General features: G+C 51.6%; 11 protein-coding genes and 4 tRNA genes. 2 read left to right on the top strand and 13 right to left on the bottom strand.

All coding sequences use genetic code 11. The features are described from left to right. Positions 1 to 27: 27 nt before the first annotated feature. Entirely contained in the window at positions 28 to 747 is a 720-nt protein-coding gene (pgl, locus tag FE845_RS01520; protein ID WP_200361326.1) for a 6-phosphogluconolactonase, read from the bottom strand. Beyond that, positions 734 to 2,209, bottom strand: a complete 1,476-nt coding sequence (gene zwf, locus FE845_RS01525) for a glucose-6-phosphate dehydrogenase (protein WP_200361328.1) — start codon at positions 2,207 to 2,209, stop codon at positions 734 to 736. The genes pgl and zwf overlap by 14 nt, the downstream gene beginning before the upstream one ends. Positions 2,210 to 2,421: 212 nt before the next feature. Here zwf and hexR point away from each other — a divergent pair, with 212 nt between their 5' ends. Continuing rightward, positions 2,422 to 3,300, top strand: a complete 879-nt coding sequence (hexR, locus tag FE845_RS01530) for a transcriptional regulator HexR (RefSeq protein ID WP_200361330.1) — start codon at positions 2,422 to 2,424, stop codon at positions 3,298 to 3,300. A gap of 80 nt (positions 3,301 to 3,380) precedes the next feature. Here the strand turns inward: hexR and FE845_RS01535 are convergent, their stop codons facing one another. The 10 genes from FE845_RS01535 to FE845_RS01580 form a co-directional block, all read right to left on the bottom strand. After that, on the bottom strand, positions 3,381 to 5,243 hold the full coding sequence (locus tag FE845_RS01535) for a SurA N-terminal domain-containing protein (RefSeq protein ID WP_200361332.1): 1,863 nt from the start codon (positions 5,241 to 5,243) through the stop codon (positions 3,381 to 3,383). Positions 5,244 to 5,360: 117 nt separating this feature from the next. Next, on the bottom strand, positions 5,361 to 5,633 hold the full coding sequence (locus FE845_RS01540; RefSeq protein WP_044386154.1) for an HU family DNA-binding protein: 273 nt from the start codon (positions 5,631 to 5,633) through the stop codon (positions 5,361 to 5,363). 239 nt (positions 5,634 to 5,872) lie between these two features. Next, complete coding sequence (gene lon / locus FE845_RS01545) at positions 5,873 to 8,290, bottom strand: endopeptidase La (protein ID WP_200361334.1); 2,418 nt, start codon at positions 8,288 to 8,290, stop codon at positions 5,873 to 5,875. A 182-nt stretch (positions 8,291 to 8,472) separates the two neighbouring features. Further along, on the bottom strand, positions 8,473 to 9,756 hold the full coding sequence (gene clpX, locus FE845_RS01550; RefSeq protein ID WP_200361337.1) for an ATP-dependent Clp protease ATP-binding subunit ClpX: 1,284 nt from the start codon (positions 9,754 to 9,756) through the stop codon (positions 8,473 to 8,475). Between the two features lie 78 nt (positions 9,757 to 9,834). Beyond that, the gene (gene clpP, locus FE845_RS01555) at positions 9,835 to 10,470 is read right to left on the bottom strand and encodes an ATP-dependent Clp endopeptidase proteolytic subunit ClpP (protein WP_200361338.1); all 636 of its coding nucleotides are present in this window, start codon (positions 10,468 to 10,470) and stop codon (positions 9,835 to 9,837) included. Between the two features lie 187 nt (positions 10,471 to 10,657). Continuing rightward, positions 10,658 to 11,962, bottom strand: a complete 1,305-nt coding sequence (tig, locus tag FE845_RS01560; RefSeq protein WP_200361340.1) for a trigger factor — start codon at positions 11,960 to 11,962, stop codon at positions 10,658 to 10,660. A gap of 278 nt (positions 11,963 to 12,240) precedes the next feature. Then, positions 12,241 to 12,325: transfer RNA gene (locus tag FE845_RS01565), tRNA-Leu, on the bottom strand. Between the two features lie 16 nt (positions 12,326 to 12,341). Continuing rightward, positions 12,342 to 12,417 (bottom strand) — tRNA-His (locus FE845_RS01570). 113 nt (positions 12,418 to 12,530) lie between these two features. After that, a tRNA-Arg gene (locus FE845_RS01575) sits at positions 12,531 to 12,607 on the bottom strand. A gap of 32 nt (positions 12,608 to 12,639) precedes the next feature. Further along, positions 12,640 to 12,716, bottom strand: a tRNA-Pro gene (locus tag FE845_RS01580). Between the two features lie 225 nt (positions 12,717 to 12,941). On the opposite strand from FE845_RS01580, the gene folD reads away from it, so the two are divergent. Continuing rightward, on the top strand, positions 12,942 to 13,799 hold the full coding sequence (gene folD, locus FE845_RS01585; RefSeq protein WP_200361342.1) for a bifunctional methylenetetrahydrofolate dehydrogenase/methenyltetrahydrofolate cyclohydrolase FolD: 858 nt from the start codon (positions 12,942 to 12,944) through the stop codon (positions 13,797 to 13,799). 80 nt (positions 13,800 to 13,879) lie between these two features. Here the strand turns inward: folD and FE845_RS01590 are convergent, their stop codons facing one another. Continuing rightward, on the bottom strand, positions 13,880 to 16,060 hold the full coding sequence (locus FE845_RS01590; protein ID WP_200361344.1) for a malate synthase G: 2,181 nt from the start codon (positions 16,058 to 16,060) through the stop codon (positions 13,880 to 13,882). Positions 16,061 to 16,124: the final 64 nt, after the last annotated feature.

The raw sequence follows: 16,124 nt of genomic DNA on the forward strand, positions 1-16,124 counted from the left end.
CAGGGGCTTAATAGGGCTAACTATGCTTTAGGGGCTCCAGAAAACTCGAAGGCCAGATTTAAGGAATCCACGAACCGGCATCTTGAGCATATCATTCGGTTTACTGCACGCACGCTTCAGCGTTTCTAGCTTATCTTCACCCTTGAGGTGAAGCGCCATGAAACGAGCCTCCCGCATTAAGGCATAGGTCAGCGTAATACGCTGGTGCGTCTGAGACGGCGGGGTCATGGCCGCCAACGCATTATGGGTTTCAACACTCATAGCGTGGGCAAGCTCGGGGGCGTCCGGAAATAACGATGCGGTGTGGCCGTCATTCCCCATCCCCAAAATCAGAACATCCAGCGGGCGCATTAGCTTGGAGAGCTCAGCTTCTGCGGCGCCCAAACTTTCCTCAGGCGTACTTGCCGACTGCTTGATAGATAGGAACTGCGCCACTGCCGCGTTATTCTGCAACAGATTTTCTTTTACCAGCTTGGTATTACTGTCCTCGTCGGTCTCGTCTACCCAGCGTTCATCTGCAAGCAACACGTCTACCCTGCCCCAGTCGAGTGTTTTACGGGACAATGCCTGAAAAAACGGCAAGGGCGTGGAGCCACCAGACACTGCAAGGCTCGCGCGTTCTGCACCATGAAGACGACCTCTCAGGAACTCGGCGACCGTATCAGCAAGCTGCTGCGCAACCTCCTGTGGCGTTTCTGAAAAGTGGGTCTCTATACCAGACGGCAAATCCAGTTTAGGCGTCTTCATACCAACTCCTTCCATCACGGGTGATCATTGCTATGGACGCCACCGGCCCCCAGGTTCCTGCCGCGTATCGCTTAGGCGGATCACCACCATCACTCCAGTTTTGAATAATCCGGTCAACCCAATGCCAAGCATGTTCAACTTCGTCACGGCGCACGAACAGGTATTGGTTTCCTTTCATAATTTCCCAAAGCAGGCGTTCATAAGCGTCCGGGATTCGCTCGGATTCAAATGCTTCTGAGAAAGTAAGCTCCAATGGCCCCTGCCGTAGGCGCATGCCTTTATGCAAACCTTGGTCCTTGGTGAGTATTTTCAGTGACATACCCTCGTCCGGCTGCAACCTGATAATCAGCTTGTTATTCGCCAAATGCTTCTGATCCGGATCAAAGATGTAATGGGGGGCCGGCTTGAAGTGGATAATAATCTGCGACAACTTTTCCGGGAGGCGCTTGCCGGTACGGATATAAAAAGGCACGCCTGACCAGCGCCAGTTGTCTATTTCCACCTTCAAGGCCACAAAGGTTTCCGTTTCGCTTCTTTTGTTGGCACCCTCTTCTTCCAGATACCCCGGAACCGGCTTTCCTGTGCTGGTTCCCGCTGTGTATTGGCCACGCACCACATAGGTTTCCATCATATCCGGCGTAATCCTACGCAGTGCTTTTAGTACTTTTACCTTTTCATCACGAATACTGTCTGCTGACAAATCCGAGGGAGGATCCATGGCAATCAGACATAAAAGCTGCAGCATATGGTTCTGGATCATGTCGCGAATCTGACCCGCTTTGTCGAAATAACCCCAGCGCCCTTCAATTCCCACGCTCTCGGCAACCGTTATTTCCACATGGGATATATGGTTTTGATCCCATTGGGATGCGAACAGGTTATTGGCAAAACGCAAAGCAATCAGATTCTGAACTGTTTCCTTACCTAAATAATGGTCAATTCGGAACAGTTGGCTTTCTCTATAAACCTCGCCTAGTTCATCGTTGATAACACGGGACGACTCCAAATCGTGACCAATCGGTTTTTCCACGACAACCCGGGTTTTTTCGGTACAGCAACTGGCAGAACGAAGGTTACGGGCAATCACACCGTACATGGCAGGCGGGCTAGCTAAATACACAATAAGCTCGCTGTTCTCTTCGTCCCGCCAGCTGTTCAACACGCCAAATCCAGCCTCATCGTTGAAATCCAGAATCTGGTACTCAACCCGCTGCAAAAAGGCTTCGACAACTGAAGAGTCAAACTCTTCAGGTTTAACATGCTGCTTTAGCCTTTCGCGCAATGCCTTGCGCACGTCATCTGTACTGAGTTCCCTGCGAGCAAGCCCCAGTATTCTGCTGCCATGGGCCAATAAACCAGCTCGTTCGAGTTGGTATAAAGCGGGAAACAGCTTACGCTGCGCCAGATCACCCAAAGCACCAAATAACATGATGTCGCAGCGGGTTGCTATTTTATTGGCCATTGCACGCTTCTCTCCGGTGAGTCAGGCTAGACTTGAAGCCCGCACTCGAAAATAAATGTAGTAATTTTATCCAAATAATGGCACTTGGGCTGAATTATTCCAAGGGCAAGACCGTTGCATTGATACGTTTACTACCCAAAATGCGTTAAAATCCCGCTATAATCATCGAACACTTAACAAAAGTTCCATCCAGATTTCAGGGAGTAGCTTTGATGGCCCCGAAACAGGCACATCGTGACGATAATCTGCTGGAGGACATCCAGTCCCGGTTGGACACTCTGAACAAATCGGAGCGCAAAGTCGCAGAGGCTATCCTGCGCGACCCAAGCGCCGCTACGCGTTACAGCATTGCTGCTCTGGCAAGAGCCTCAAATGTCAGCGAGCCCACCGTTAACCGGTTTTGCAGGGGCTTCTCGGCAACAGGCTTCCCGGACTTCAAGATCCGTCTCGCACAGAGCATTGCCACCGGCACACCCTATATCGGCCAAAACATTGAACCTGACGATACGGTTGCTGAGTTTGCAGACAAAATCATGCTAAGCACCATCGCCAACTTGGACAAAGCGCGCCAGGCGCTGGACCCGAACGCTTTGGCAACCGCAATCGACTATCTAATTCAGGCCAAACAAATCAATTTCTTTGGCATGGGCGGCTCCGCTTCTGTGGCACTGGATGCACAGCACAAGTTTTTCCGCTTTAACATCCCCGTGATGTCCTACGATGATGCGCTTATGCAAAGAATGGTCGCGGCAGGCGCGAGTGTCGGCGATGTCATCGTGATGATTTCTTACACCGGGCGAACCAAAGAGACCGTTGAAATTGCTCGCATTGCACGGGATAACGGAGCCACGGTTATTGGCATTACAACCCCAAACTCGCCACTTGCAGACGTTTGCACCACTGCTTTGGAAATTACTGCGCCAGAGGACATCGAGGTGTATATGCCGATGTCGTCCCGAATTATTCATCTAACGGTCATCGATATTTTGGCTACCGGCGTTACGCTAAAGCGCGGCGCAGACTTTTTAAGCCACCTCAAAAAGATCAAAGACAGCCTCATGCCTACACGTATTCCCTCTGCGCCCGGGTGATAGAATTGTCGCCCGAGGTTATTCAAGGCAAAAAAAACCCGAACAACTCTTCTGTTCGGGTTTTTTACTTCTGCCTTAGCTTACGGGCGTGACACCTCAGCTGTACTCCTTAGGAACTGCTGATAAGCGGCATATTCACGCTGACCTTCAAGTGATGCCAGAAAGCTTCGCAACTGGTCTAGATCACTATCGTTAGTTTCGGCATTGGTTTTCACATCGCCTTCGATCACAGCATCAAGCGCAACCACTTCAATGCCATTATGCGTCATTGCAGAACCATAGCTCGGCTTGCCTTCGGCGGGACGTTTCAGAGAAAAGGCCGTCTGAACAATCCGTGGATCTACCCCAGAGGCATTACGCGCCTGATCTTCAAACGATTCCCAATCACCAGAGCTCAGAGAGGTCAATGGTTCACCTTCCTCTAGACCCGCAATAATTGCACCTGCTCGCTCATTCAGAAGCTCTTCAGTCTTACGTGCTTCAAGAGTTCTGCGAATATCATCGCGCACATCTTCCAACGCAAGCTGCTGAGCTTCGCGATATTCACGAACACGCGCAACTACGGAAACATTATCACCAACATCTATCAGTTCGGTGTTGTAGCCATCCTCAAGCACATCTTCGGAGAACAATTGGCGCACCAGACCTGCGTGATCAAACGGCGCGCGACCACCATCTTTGGTGATGCCATTAGCCTCGCGAATTTCCAGCCCCAGCTCTTTCGCCGGGCCAGCAAGATCGTCTGCCTCATATGCGGAATCCGCCAACTCTGCACGCACCTCCGCAAACTCTTTCGCGGCGCGCTCACGAGCAAGCTCCTCACGGAGCTTTTGCTCCAAGTCAGCCAACGGCGGCACGTCGGAACGACGAACCTCATCCAGACGAATCAGGTGAACACCAAAGCTGGTTGATACCGGGTCAGACACCTGCCCTTCCTCTAGCGCAAACAAGGCTTCTTCAAAGGCTTCGTCGTAAACACCACGGCCAGCAAAACCGAGGTCGCCGCCCTCTTTTGCCGACACAGTATCCACGGAGAATTCTTTTGCTAAATCCTCAAAGCTCTCGCCGGCTTTTAGACGCTCCTGAATCGAGCTAATGGACTGTTCTGCATCACCCGCTTCCACCAAAATATGGGAGGCGCGACGCTCTTCCCGGGCAAGATCGCCAGCACGCTGCTCGTAGTATGCTTCAAGCTCATCCTGACTGACCTCGATATTCTCTGCGAGAGAACCCAAAGACAAAGTAATGTAGGCGGCATCAACCTGCTCCTGCTGTCTAAATGCCGAGCTGTTCTCTTTGTAAAACGCCTCGATGTCTGCATCTGTGACTTCTACGTCACCGGAAACGGCACTCGCTGGAACCTGAAGAACTCGGAAACTCCGGGTCTGGTTCTGGATTCGTAAAAGCTGTGCGGCATTCTCGTCGGCAACAAGGCCGCTTTGCATGATACCTGCGCGAATCTGGTTGACCACATATTGCTTGCGCATGGCCTCCCGGAACTCACCCACACCCATGCCTAAATTGCGCACTGATGCGACAAACCGATCGCGGTTGAATTGCCCATCCACCTGAAATTGCGGCATTTGCGTAATCAGAGCATCAATATCCGCATCATTGAGGGAAAGGCCTTGGGCATTGGCATCCTGAATCAAGACCTGTTCCTGAATCAGCTGATCAAGAACGTCCTTACGAATCTGGTCTTCATTCAGCAAAGCAGGATCGGGACGCTCCATTTCGCCCAAGCGGCGCTGGCTTTCGAGCTGGACAACCCGCAAGAAATCCCGCTCGGTAATATCTTCACCGTTAACTGTTGCCACTTCCGGCTCGCCCGAGAAGCCGCCAACAATGGCATCCATTCCCCAAATGGAGAGGGACACGACCAACAGACCGATGATGATCTTGGCAATCGTTCCCTGGGAGTTTTCCCGTATATCTTGAAGCATGTTTCTCCCGAACCCCTATACCGATTAACTAAACGTAAAAAGGCGCACCCTGTAGGAATGCGCCTTGAATTCTTCTTGGCGGCTCCTTTCTAACGGGAGCCGCCGGAGAAAGAACCGTTACTTAACGGCGTCTTTCAGGGCCTTACCTGCTTTGAACCCGGGCACTTTGGAAGCCGCAATCTTGATCTCGGCACCCGTTTGCGGGTTACGGCCCGTGCGCGCGGCACGGTCTTTCACGGAGAAAGTACCAAAACCGATCAGGGTCACCTGATCGCCTTTTTTGAGGGCACCGGTAATAGAGTTAGTCATTGCGTCCAGAGCACGGCCAGCGGCGGCTTTGGAGATATCTGCTGATTCTGCAATTGCATCGATAAGTTCGGACTTGTTCACACTAAACCCCTTCGCTTTCAGGTTGAAGATGTTCTAGGTCGGATTGTTTTTTTCTCGGATGCTCTCGACTATCGCATAAGCGGTCGGAGAATTCCATTCTTCGGTTTTCTTATTCCTTTCGGCGTTCAACCGGTGTTCGGAATAGGTACATATGGCGCGGGAGCCCTTGGTATTGGCTGCTTCACGGCGAAACAGTTATACCAATGGGCTCTCCGGCATGTCAACAACTCATGTTGGGTTTAATGTGTATTTATGCGTTCTGCACTGTCATTTTCATCGTCACGGGGCTTGCTTGACCCGGTATCAGACGAAGAACTGTCCTTGTGTGGCTCGGGCGCATACGCAAGCGCAATATCCAGCACTTCATCAATCCACTTGACCGGAATTATCTCGAGTGATTCTTTGATATTATCCGGTATCTCTTTGAGATCCCTAACATTCTCATCAGGTATCACAATCGTTTTGATGCCGCCCCTATGAGCTGCAAGGAGCTTTTCTTTAAGCCCTCCAATAGGCAGCACTCGTCCCCGGAGTGTGATCTCACCGGTCATCGCGACGTCTGCCCGAACCGGAATTTTGGTCAATGCAGAAACAAGCGCTGTACACATGCCAATACCGGCACTTGGGCCGTCTTTTGGCGTAGCACCCTCGGGTACGTGCACGTGAAGATCGTGTTTTTCGTGGAAATCGTCGGCGATACCCAGACCCGGCGCACGGCTTCTAACTACGGTAAGCGCGGTCTGGATAGACTCCTGCATCACATCACCAAGCGAGCCTGTCTTAACCACTCTGCCCTTCCCCGGCGTAAGTGCACACTCTATGGTCAGCAGCTCACCTCCCACCTGAGTCCAAGCAAGACCCGTTACCTGCCCAATCTGATTGGTTTCCTCCGCCAACCCGTAATTGAACTTGCGCACTCCGGAATAGTGCTCGAGCATGTCGGGCTCGATAGTGATCACAGCTTTCTCGTTGACCTCCACATGCTCGCGCACCACTTTGCGGCATATCTTGGCAATTTCCCGTTCCAGACCACGCACACCGGCTTCGCGAGTGTAATAACGCACAATATCGCGCAACGCGGCTTCGCTTAGGGTAAGCTCATCTTTGCGCAAGCCATTGGCCTTGATCTGCTTCGGCAATAGATAGCGCAATGCAATATTTACTTTTTCATCTTCGGTGTAACCCGGGATCCGGATAATCTCCATGCGATCCAGCAGTGCTGCCGGGATATCCATAGAGTTAGAAGTACACACGAACATAACGTCGGAAAGATCGTAATCCACTTCCAGATAGTGATCGTTGAACGTGTGGTTCTGCTCTGGATCCAAAACCTCGAGTAGTGCCGAAGCAGGATCACCCCGGTGGTCCATACCCATTTTGTCGATCTCGTCGAACAGGAACAGAGGGTTTTTCACACCGACTTTAGCCAGCTTTTGCAACAGCTTACCCGGCAACGCACCAATATAGGTTTTACGATGGCCACGAATTTCGGCTTCGTCCCGCACTCCACCAAGAGCCATTCGCGTGTACTTGCGGTTTGTCGCTCTGGCGATAGACTGCCCGAGAGATGTTTTACCAACACCAGGGGGCCCTACTAGACACAGCACAGGGCCTTTCACTTTTTTGACACGGCTCTGCACCGCGAGGTATTCGAGAATACGCTTCTTGACCTCATCAAGGCCGTAGTGATCCTGATCGAGAATCTCCCGTGCCTTTTCGATATCGTGGCGCACCCGGCTGCGCTTTTTCCAGGGGACAGCCAGCATCCAATCAATATAGCCACGAACAACCGTAGCCTCGGCAGACATGGGCGACATCATCTTGAGCTTGTTCAGTTCAGATTCTGTCTTTTTTCGGGCTTCTTCGGGCAGGCCAGCCTCTTCGAGCTTTTGTTCCAGCTCCTCAAAATCGTTATTACCTTCACCCAGGTTACCCATTTCTTTCTGGATAGCCTTCATTTGCTCGTTCAGATAATACTCGCGCTGGCTGCGCTCCATTTGCTTCTTAACTCGCCCACGGATGCGCTTCTCAACTTCAATAAGGTCGATCTCACCATCCAGTTTTCCGAGTAGAAGCTCAACGCGGACATTGATATCCAGTGCCTCCAGAAGTTCCTGCTTTTCTGGAATGCGCATCTCAAGATGGGCAGCCATGGTATCGGCAAGGCGCTCCAGCTCTTCGATTCCTGTCAGGGCATTGGAGACTTCCGAAGGAACTTTTCGAGACAGCTTCACATACTTTTCAAATTCGTCCGTAAGGGTCTTCATAAGCACATCTTCTTCGCGCTCAGGAAGGGTCTCTTCGTCCATCAGGGTAGCCCCGCCGGACAGGTACTCCGCTTCTGTAATATTACTGATCGCAGCCCGGGCATTACCCTCAACCAACACCTTAACGGTGCCGTCAGGGAGCCGTAGCATTTGCAGCACGGTTGCCAGCGTACCCATTTCAAAAACGTCACCCGGGCCAGGCTCATCCGTAGAGGCGTCTCGCTGTGCCACTAGAAGGATTTCCTTGCTTCCTTCCATTGCAGCTTCAAGAGCCTGAATGGATTTCTCGCGGCCCACAAACAGGGGGACCACCATGTGCGGAAACACCACCACATCCCGAAGCGGGAGTAGCGGGTATTCTTGCACGATATCTTGGGGTATCCGGGTCATAAGGAATCCTCTGACGATGTTTCTTTCAGCATACCACCCTTCATTGGGGCGACCTCTGAAATTGCAATCTTTTTACCAAACGACACAGCGTAAAGCGCTGTTGATACAAACCATTAAAAAAGGGGCGTTCCCGCCCCTTTTTTATATCTCTAAGTCGCTAACCACTTTTCAGTGGGGCCGGATCAATCATCCGGCACTGCTTTAGCGTGATCGTTGTTAGCGTATATCTTGAACGGCTCTGAATCGCCCTTGATCACGCTTTCGTCAATCACCACCTTGGAGATGTCGTGCTCAGAAGGAATCTGATACATCGTATCCAGCAGCGTGGCTTCCATGATGGAACGAAGGCCACGGGCGCCGGTTTTGCGTTCCAGTGCCTTGCCAGCAACTGCGCGCAGTGCGTCGTCCCGGAAGTCCAGCTCTACACCTTCCATATCAAACAGTTTCTGATACTGCTTGGTTAAGGAGTTTTTCGGCTCTGTCAGAATTTGCACCAAAGCATCTTCATCCAACTCCATCAGAGTGGCAACGACCGGCAAACGCCCGACGAATTCAGGAATCAGACCGTACTTAACCAAATCTTCGGTCTCGACATCCTTGATAACATCACCAGTATTTTTGCTTTCTTCCCGACTGGCGACTGCTGCCGAGAAGCCAATACTGCTCTTTTCGGTGCGGTCACGGATAACCTTGTCGAGCCCTGCAAACGCACCGCCACAGATGAATAGCATATTGCTGGTATCAACCTGCAGAAACTCTTGCTGCGGATGCTTGCGCCCGCCCTGAGGCGGCACTGACGCAACCGTACCTTCGATCAGCTTCAGCAGCGCCTGCTGTACACCCTCACCCGACACATCCCGGGTGATGGACGGGTTATCAGATTTGCGAGAAATCTTATCGATCTCGTCAATGTACACAATACCGCGCTGGGCTTTGTCCACATCGTAGTCGCATTTCTGGAGTAGCTTCTGGATGATATTCTCAACATCCTCACCCACATAGCCTGCTTCGGTAAGCGTTGTGGCATCCGCGATAGTGAAGGGTACATTGAGCATACGCGCGAGTGTTTCGGCAAGCAGTGTTTTACCGCTACCAGTCGGCCCAATCAGCAGGATATTACTCTTGCCAAGCTCGACATCGCCCTTGCCTTCACCATAACGGAGGCGCTTGTAGTGGTTATAAACCGCTACTGCGAGTACAACTTTGGCACGATCCTGACCAATGACATATTCATCCAGCGTATTGCGGATTTCAGCCGGCGTCGGAAGGCGATCACTCGGCTCCTCCTGTGCATTCTCCTGAATTTCTTCACGGATGATATCGTTGCACAGGTCGACACACTCGTCGCAGATGAACACCGAAGGCCCTGCAATGAGCTTACGGACTTCATGCTGGCTCTTTCCACAAAACGAGCAGTAGAGCAACTTGCCGTTATCGTCGCCTCTGCCGTTTCTTTCATCTGCCATTGAAATACCTCTGATCTCGTTTTGCCAGCGCTTCAGATAGTCGGGCGCTGGCCAGGGGTGATGCTATTACTACCAGTATTATTTATTCGGTACGCGCTTATCAAGTATCGAGTCAATAAGCCCGTACTCTTTAGCCTGCGTCGGATCCATAAAATTGTCGCGATCCGTATCTTTTGCAAGCGTTTCCAAATCCTGACCGGTGTGGTGGGCCAGTATGGAATTCAGCGTATGTCGAATTTTAAGGATTTCACGGGTATGAATTTCAATATCAGTTGCCTGCCCCTGATAACCGCCCAAAGGCTGGTGAATCATAACCCGCGAGTTAGGCAAACAAGCACGCTTACCAGGCGCGCCGCCAGCCAAAAGGAAGGCACCCATGCTAGCAGCTTGGCCAACACACAGAGTTGAGACGTCCGGCTTGATGAACTGCATAGTGTCGTAAATGGACATACCAGCTGTTACGGACCCACCCGGGCTATTGATGTAGAGGTGGATATCTTTGTCCGGATTTTCAGACTCCAAAAACAGAAGCTGAGCCACGATCAGGTTCGCCATGTGATCTTCCACCTGCCCAACCATGAAGATCACCCGCTCCTTGAGCAGACGGGAATAAATATCAAACGAACGCTCTCCACGAGCGGTCTGCTCGATAACCATCGGCACCAGAGCGGACCTGGTAAGCATTGAGGGATCATCAATCGGTTTCTGCATCATGATGCGCCTGAACTCCTTATGGACAGATGGAACGTGGTTTTACACCACGGCTACTTCAGTATTCTTGTATCTTCTACTGTGCCAGTCGCAAGCCAAGATGAAAACAGCCGGACATGCCGGCTGTTAGCTCTGTTCGGCCAGCCCGGACCAGAAGTATATCTGGCCCTGACACCAATGCCCCGCCTTATCAGCGCTGGGGCTGTCCTGCCTGAATGGCTTCTTCGTACTTAACTTTCTTCTCTTTGACCTTAGCCTGAGAGAGAACATAGTCAACAACTTGATCTTCCAGTACAGAAGACTCAATCTGACTCTTTTGCTCCGGATTACCGTTGAAGTGAGCAATAACCTCGTCAGGTTGTTCATACGTTGACGCAATTTCTTGGATCTTTTCATCGACCTTGGCAGCGTCAACTTTCAGATCGTTTGCCTTAACAACTTCCTGGAACAAGAGGCCGGTCTTCACGCGACGCTCAGCTTGCTCCTGAAAAATCTCTTTGGGCAACTGCTGAAAGTCTACCTGCCCGCCAAAGCGCTGAACTGCGTCCTGACGAAGGCGGTCAATTTCCTGATCTGTTAGTGCAGCAGGAACCTCGAACTCAGTTGATTCAAGAAGACCGTCTACAACGTCATTTTTAACCTTGTTAGACACAGCCTGCTTGAGCTCGCGCTCCATGTTCTTTTTCACTTCTTCACGGAACGCAGCTTCGTCTTCTGCCTCAATACCGAACTTGGTGAAGAACTCGGCATTTAATTCAGGAAGCTGAGGCTCTTCAACTTCGTGAATTTTGATTTCAAACTTTGCTGGCTTACCTTTGAGGTCTTCGTTGTGATAGTCCTCTGGGAAGGTCACTTCGATTTCCAGCTCTTCACCGGCCTTGCCACCAACAATCGCTTTTTCAAAACCCGGAATCATTTGATCCGAGCCCAAAGTCAACTTGTGGCCTTCTGCGGCGCCGCCTTCGAATTCTTCACCATCGATGAAGCCTTTAAAATCGATGGTCAGCACGTCCTTGTTCTTGGACTTGCGCTTCACAGACTTCATGGTGGCCTGCTGGCGACGCAGATTATCGATCATGGTGTCGATATCCTTGTCGGTGATCTCAGAAGTCAGCTTCTCGATAGAGACTTTGCTCAGGTCGCCCAATTCAATTTCAGGAAGCACTTCGAAGATGGCAACGAATTCCAGATCTTTGCCAGCTTCCATTGTTTTGGGCTCAAGCTTTGGCCAACCCGCCGGATTAATATCCTGCTCCTGCAGTGCCTTAATGTAATTGTCGCGCATAATTTCGCCGACAATTTCCTGGCGAACACTGTCACCGAAACGACGCTTGACCACGCTCATGGGCACCTTACCAGGGCGGAAACCATTCAGACGCACAGTGCGCGCAGTTTCCTGCAGGCGTTTCTGAACCGCCTGTTCAATTTCCTGGGCGGGCACACCAATCGTCATGCGACGCTCGATGTTGGAGGTCGTTTCAACAGACACTTGCATGGAAGATCCTCAAATTTCGGGTTCGGTATGTGGATGAAATTAAAACCAAAAGTCCATTTCTGGGAGACTTTCCCGGAAAGGACCCAAAATTAAAAGCCGACAGTTTATCACGGTTTACCCCAGCGAGAGAATCACCTACCAAGGTAGTTTCAGAGTTCGTGATAACAGCGACACACTCTGTGAATAGGAGTTTGGGGCAAAAACTGAAAAACAAAGGGGTATCGGGGCAAACTGAAAAGAAAAAAGGCTCTTAGATCATCTCTAAGAGCCTTTTAAAATGGTCGGGTTGGGGAGAATCGAACTCCCACTCCTCTCGGAACCAGAACCTAAATCTGGCGCGTCTACCAATTTCGCCACAACCCGGATTTTAAACAAAAAGTGGGGTGGACGAAGGGGATCGAACCCTCGACCGCAGGAGTCACAATCCTGAGCTCTACCAACTGAGCTACGTCCACCACATAGAGACATACCTTTCGGTATATTCCGACAGCTTTCTAAAGCTGCTGTTCAACTTACCTAGCACCGAAACATGAGTGCTAAATCAGCTTCGATCAAGCCGACGCTTTAATGGCGCGCCCGGCAGGACTCGAACCTGCGACCCTCGGCTTAGAAGGCCGATGCTCTATCCAGCTGAGCTACGGGCGCTTGACCGTTGGCCTAGCTGAACATTCAGAAAATGGTCGGGGTAGAGAGATTCGAACTCCCGACATCCTGCTCCCAAAGCAGGCGCGCTACCAGACTGCGCTATACCCCGTTTAAACTGAACAACATCTGCATCAGCAAAGTTGGCGCGCATATTACCGTCGCCAAATCGATCCGTCAACAAAGAAAATCAAATTCTCTCTTAAATCAGTTATTTTCAAACTCGGCTGCCCCGCAAACCGCAGCTATACCCAGCGCCCCACTCATTGGAGTTAGGCGACAAGCGTGAGACAATACTGCCCCTTTTATTTACCCATGCCAACCGACAAGACGAAACATGAGCGCCAAACTGATCAATGGAAAAGAAATTGCCGCCGCAGTGCGACAGCAAGTCGCTGCTGGCGTAGAAGCCCGCACCCTCAAGGGCCTGCGCGCGCCCGGCCTAGCTGTGGTGCTAGTGGGAAACGATCCGGCTTCCGAAGTTTATGTAGGCAATAAACGCAAAGCGTGTGATGCCGCAGGCATTCTTTCGCTGTCCTACGACCTACCTGCAGACACCTCACAGCAAGCATTAGAAGCTCTGGTCGATGAGCTTAACGACAATCCTGCAGTAGACGGAATACTGGTTCAGCTTCCACTGCCCGGCCATCTGGATGCAGACCCGATCTTACTGAAAATTCGACCGGATAAAGATGTAGATGGCTTTCATCCCTATAACATAGGGCGCCTAGTGCAGCGTAAGCCTGCACTCAGGCCATGCACACCGGCTGGCGTGATTACCCTACTCGATAGCATCGATACCCCCTACAAAGGGCAGCACGCAGTGATTGTAGGCGCATCCAATATTGTCGGCCGCCCTATGACCATGGAGTTACTGCTCAAAGGCGCAACCACCACAGTGTGCCACCGCTTCACACCGGATTTAGAAAAGTTTGTCCGTGAAGCCGATATTTTGATTGCTGCGGTAGGCAAACCCGGCCTAATTAAAGGCGACTGGGTTAAGCCTGGCGCAACCGTGATTGATGTGGGTATAAATCGTATGGAAAACGGCAAACTGCAAGGCGACGTGGACTTCGAAGCTGCCTCGACCCGCGCAGCCTACATCACACCAGTGCCGGGTGGCGTGGGCCCCATGACGATTGCCACCCTCCTTCAAAACACCCTCTACGCAGCAAACGAACTGCACAGCGAGTAATTGTTCGGCGCCCATAATCTTCACTCCCTGAACAGACACTAAAAAACCCGCCGAAGCGGGTTTTTTAGTGTCAGCCAATACTACTGGCCGAACTTCTCTTTCGCTTTGAGGCGATAAGCGTGCAGCAGCGGCTCAGTGTAGCCACTTGGTTGCTCGCGACCTTTCAAAACCAGATCCATGGCAGCCTGAAACGCAATGCTGTCCGCGTAGTTTGGCGCCATAGCACGGTATGTCGGATCGTTGGCATTCTGCTTATCCACGACCTGCGCCATGCGCTTCATGGTCTCTTCAACCTGCGCTTCGGTGCAGATACCGTGGTACAGCCAGTTAGCCAGATGCTGCGAGGAAATACGCAGGGTTGCGCGGTCTTCCATTAGGCCAATATCGTTGATATCGGGCACCTTGGAACAACCCACACCACTATCAATCCAGCGCACAACGTAACCCAGAATACCCTGAGCGTTGTTATCCAGCTCCTGCTGAATATCTGCTTCTGTCAGCTTGGACGGATCTTCCATCACCGGCACGGTGAGAATGTCGTCCAGACTGGCGCGGGCGCGGCTTTCCAGATCTTTCTGAATATCGGCTACAGACACTTGGTGATAATGGGTAGCATGCAGAGTAGCTGCCGTTGGAGAGGGTACCCACGCCGTATTGGCACCTGCTTTCGGATGACCAATTTTTTGCTCAAGCATTCCCGCCATTAAATCCGGCATAGCCCACATACCTTTACCAATCTGGGCAACGCCACGGAAGCCGGTTTCCAGACCAATATCCACATTCCACTGCTCGTAGGCGCCAATCCAGGCCGCCTGCTTCATTTCACCTTTGCGAATGAAGGGACCAAGCTCCATGGACGTGTGCATTTCATCACCGGTACGATCCAAGAAGCCGGTATTGATGAATACAGCACGATCCTTAGCAGCGTGAATACAAGCCTTCAGGTTGACGGTGGTGCGGCGCTCTTCGTCCATAATGCCGACTTTCAGGGTAAAGCGCGGCAGACCAAGGGCATCTTCAACACGACCAAAAAATTCGTTGGTAAACGCCACTTCTTCGGGGCCGTGCATTTTAGGCTTAACAATGTACACAGAGCCGGTTGCGGTGTTCTGGAACTTCCCCTTGCCTTTCAGGTCGTGAATGGCAATCAAGGAGGTAAGCAGGCCGTCCATCAAACCTTCAGGTACTTCGCTGCCGTCTTTAAGCAGAATGGCCGGATTGGTCATCAAGTGGCCCACGTTACGAACAAACATCAGGCTGCGACCCTTCAGTTTGATCTCGCTACCATCGGCTGCTGTGTATTCACGATCCGGGTTCATTTTACGGGTCAGGCGCTCACCGCCCTTCTCGAAGGTTTCTTCCAGATCGCCCTTCATAAGGCCGAGCCAGTTGCTGTAGGCCAGGGTTTTGTCGTCAGCGTCCACAGCGGCAACCGAGTCTTCGCAATCCATGATGGTAGTCAGTGCAGACTCCATCAGTACATCTTTAACGTGAGCACCATCGTCTTTGCCAATCGGGTGAGTGGCGTCGATCTGGATTTCGAAGTGCATGCCGTTTTTGACCAGCAGAATACCGTTAGGTGCGTCAGCCGCCCCGGTGTAGCCCACAAAACCAGACTCATCTTTGAGGCCAGTCACGTCACCGTTCTGCAATTTAATAGCCAGTTTGCCATCAACAATTTGGTACAAGGCCGCATCTTTATGGCTACCTGCCGCCAAAGGTGCAGAGTTGTCCAGCAGGTTGCGGGCAAATTCAATGACCTTGGCACCTCGGACCGGGTTATAGCCACGACCTTTTTCTGCGCCGCCGTCTTCCGAAATGGCATCCGTACCGTAAAGTGCATCGTAGAGACTGCCCCAGCGAGCGTTTGCCGCGTTAAGTGCAAAACGGGCATTCATGATGGGCACTACCAACTGAGGCCCTGCCATGGTGGCAACTTCCGGGTCAACATTGGCCGTAGAGATACGGAAATCCGCTGGCTCGTCAACCAAATAGCCGATTTCTTTCAAGAAGCTTTTGTAGGCAGCCATATCCAGCTTCTGGCCCTTGTGGTCGCGATTCCAGCTATCCATTTGTTTCTGGATGGACTCACGCTTGGCCAGCAATTCACGATTACGGGGCGCCAGATCGTTAACGATCTTGTCGAATTCCGCCCAGAATTTATCGGCATCCAGTCCGGTGCCCGGAATTGCTTCGTTATTAACGAAGTCATACAAATTCTTTGCGACCTGAATGCCGCCGAGTTGTACGCGCTCTGTCATCGTTTTTAGCCTCAGTGGGTTAGCCCTGTCCCAACAGTTATTTAGCAGTCGGGCTCGAAAAATC

It is taken from the genome of Marinobacter sp. 1-4A, assembly GCF_016597725.1.
In the GTDB taxonomy this organism is placed as follows: domain Bacteria; phylum Pseudomonadota; class Gammaproteobacteria; order Pseudomonadales; family Oleiphilaceae; genus Marinobacter.

Bases quoted from the DNA above. Each gene is read 5' to 3' on its own strand.
- pgl (WP_200361326.1), bottom strand. From the start codon at position 747: ATGAAGACGCCTAAACTGGATTTGCCGTCTGGTATAGAGACCCACTTT.
- zwf (WP_200361328.1), bottom strand. From the start codon at position 2,209: ATGGCCAATAAAATAGCAACCCGCTGCGACATCATGTTATTTGGTGCT.
- hexR (WP_200361330.1), top strand. From the start codon at position 2,422: ATGGCCCCGAAACAGGCACATCGTGACGATAATCTGCTGGAGGACATC.
- FE845_RS01535 (WP_200361332.1), bottom strand. From the start codon at position 5,243: ATGCTTCAAGATATACGGGAAAACTCCCAGGGAACGATTGCCAAGATC.
- lon (WP_200361334.1), bottom strand. From the start codon at position 8,290: ATGACCCGGATACCCCAAGATATCGTGCAAGAATACCCGCTACTCCCG.
- clpX (WP_200361337.1), bottom strand. From the start codon at position 9,756: ATGGCAGATGAAAGAAACGGCAGAGGCGACGATAACGGCAAGTTGCTC.
- clpP (WP_200361338.1), bottom strand. From the start codon at position 10,470: ATGATGCAGAAACCGATTGATGATCCCTCAATGCTTACCAGGTCCGCT.
- tig (WP_200361340.1), bottom strand. From the start codon at position 11,962: ATGCAAGTGTCTGTTGAAACGACCTCCAACATCGAGCGTCGCATGACG.
- folD (WP_200361342.1), top strand. From the start codon at position 12,942: ATGAGCGCCAAACTGATCAATGGAAAAGAAATTGCCGCCGCAGTGCGA.
- FE845_RS01590 (WP_200361344.1), bottom strand. From the start codon at position 16,060: ATGACAGAGCGCGTACAACTCGGCGGCATTCAGGTCGCAAAGAATTTG.